The sequence below is a fragment of the Escherichia sp. Lx600-2 genome, from assembly GCF_036662595.1.
In the GTDB taxonomy this organism is placed as follows: Bacteria; Pseudomonadota; Gammaproteobacteria; order Enterobacterales; family Enterobacteriaceae; genus Escherichia; species Escherichia coli.
Map to the genome: position 1 here is coordinate 1 of NZ_JAYQWM010000210.1, position 1,663 is coordinate 1,663.

General features: G+C 43.2%; 1 protein-coding gene and 1 rRNA gene. Both read right to left on the minus strand.

The window, feature by feature from the left end:
- Nucleotides 1-408, minus strand: a 16S ribosomal RNA gene (locus tag OQV04_RS24480); the annotation flags it as partial.
- A 541-nt stretch (nt 409-949) separates the two neighbouring features.
- Nucleotides 950-1,516, minus strand: a complete 567-nt coding sequence (gene gmhB, locus OQV04_RS24485) for a D-glycero-beta-D-manno-heptose 1,7-bisphosphate 7-phosphatase (protein WP_129466371.1) — start codon at nt 1,514-1,516, stop codon at nt 950-952.
- Nucleotides 1,517-1,663: the final 147 nt, after the last annotated feature.

Genomic DNA, 1,663 nt, shown 5'->3' on the forward strand with positions numbered 1-1,663 from the left:
CATACACGCGGCATGGCTGCATCAGGCTTGCGCCCATTGTGCAATATTCCCCACTGCTGCCTCCCGTAGGAGTCTGGGCCGTGTCTCAGTCCCAGTGTGGCTGATCATCCTCTCAGACCAGCTAGGGATCGTCGCCTAGGTGAGCCATTACCCCACCTACTAGCTAATCCCATATGGGTTCATCCGATAGCGCAAGGACCGAAGTTCCCCTGCTTTGCTCCTAAGAGATTATGCGGTATTAGCCACCGTTTCCAGTGGTTATCCCCCTCTATCGGGCAGATCCCCATACATTACTCACCCGTCCGCCGCTCGTCAGCGAGAAGCAAGCTTCCCCTGTTACCGCTCGACTTGCATGTGTTAGGCCTGCCGCCAGCGTTCAATCTGAGCCATGATCAAACTCTTCAATTAAAAGTAGCTTGATGCTCAAAGAATGTCTTACTGACCGTAACGTTCTTTTGTTCGGCTAACGTTGTCGGCTTCACATTGCTTCCCCTCGCCGTACCTAAGTACTGTCTCGGGTTATCTCTGCTTGCCTTCGCGTTATCCTTCCAAAATAAGCGTTACTACCTTATTTCATATATATGAATTAACGTGTTAGTCACTCTTCAAGACTTAAAATCAAATATTTTTTTGATAGTGTCCTGTGAGTGCCCACACAGATTGTCTGATAAATTGTTAAAGAGCGTTGCGACATTTCTTTTGGAAATTCGACTCAGTTTTTATTAACTTAGGTCGTTGTCGCGAGGTGGCGTATATTACGCTTTCCTCTGTGAGAGTCAAGCAATTTTTTGCTTTTTCTTTTCAGAATCTCTCGCTGCCGTTTCAGTGTTCATCGCGCTTTGCGTTGTCTTGTTCCCGGTCAGTGGTGGCGCATTATAGGGAGTCAGAAAAATCTGGCAACCCTTTTTTTGCATTTTTTTTCTGACTGCTTACTTATCACTCAAAACGACTATTTTTTGATTCTTTTTAGGGCTTCTGGTAACTCAGCAATACTATTAATGACAATATCTGCATTCTCCATAGCCTCATCAGTGACCTGCTCACCACTTTTCACTAACACAGTGGTACCAACTTTAGCCGCTTTTCCCGCTAGTATATCCGCGAGTTTGTCGCCAACCATAATAGAAGCAGCCATATCTATATTTAAGAATGATTGCGCATCTAGTAACATCCCTGGCTTTGGTTTGCGGCAGTTGCAGTCTTGGCGATACTCTTCAATTTCCGCTTCGATATGATGAGGACAAAAATAGATACCATCTAAGTCAACACCGCGGTCGGCTAACGACCAATCCATCCACTCTGTTAGCTGCATAAACTGGTCCTCGGTATAAATACCACGGCCTATGCCAGATTGATTAGTTACAATGACTAATGCATAACCCATTTTTTTTAATTCTAACATCGCTTCAATCGAGCCTTCGATAAATTCAAAATCATCGATTTTATGAACATAGCCATGATCGATATTGATTGTTCCATCTCTGTCTAAAAAGACTGCGGGGGTCCCGTTACTCACCGATTTGCTCCTCAAATTTAATATCTTTTTAGTATCTCATGAAAAGAAAAGAAATGAGAATAGAATAAATAGAACAATCTTTATTGACTTAGACGTCTAGACGCCTTAACATCCAACAATATTAGATACACTATCTAAAAAAACAAT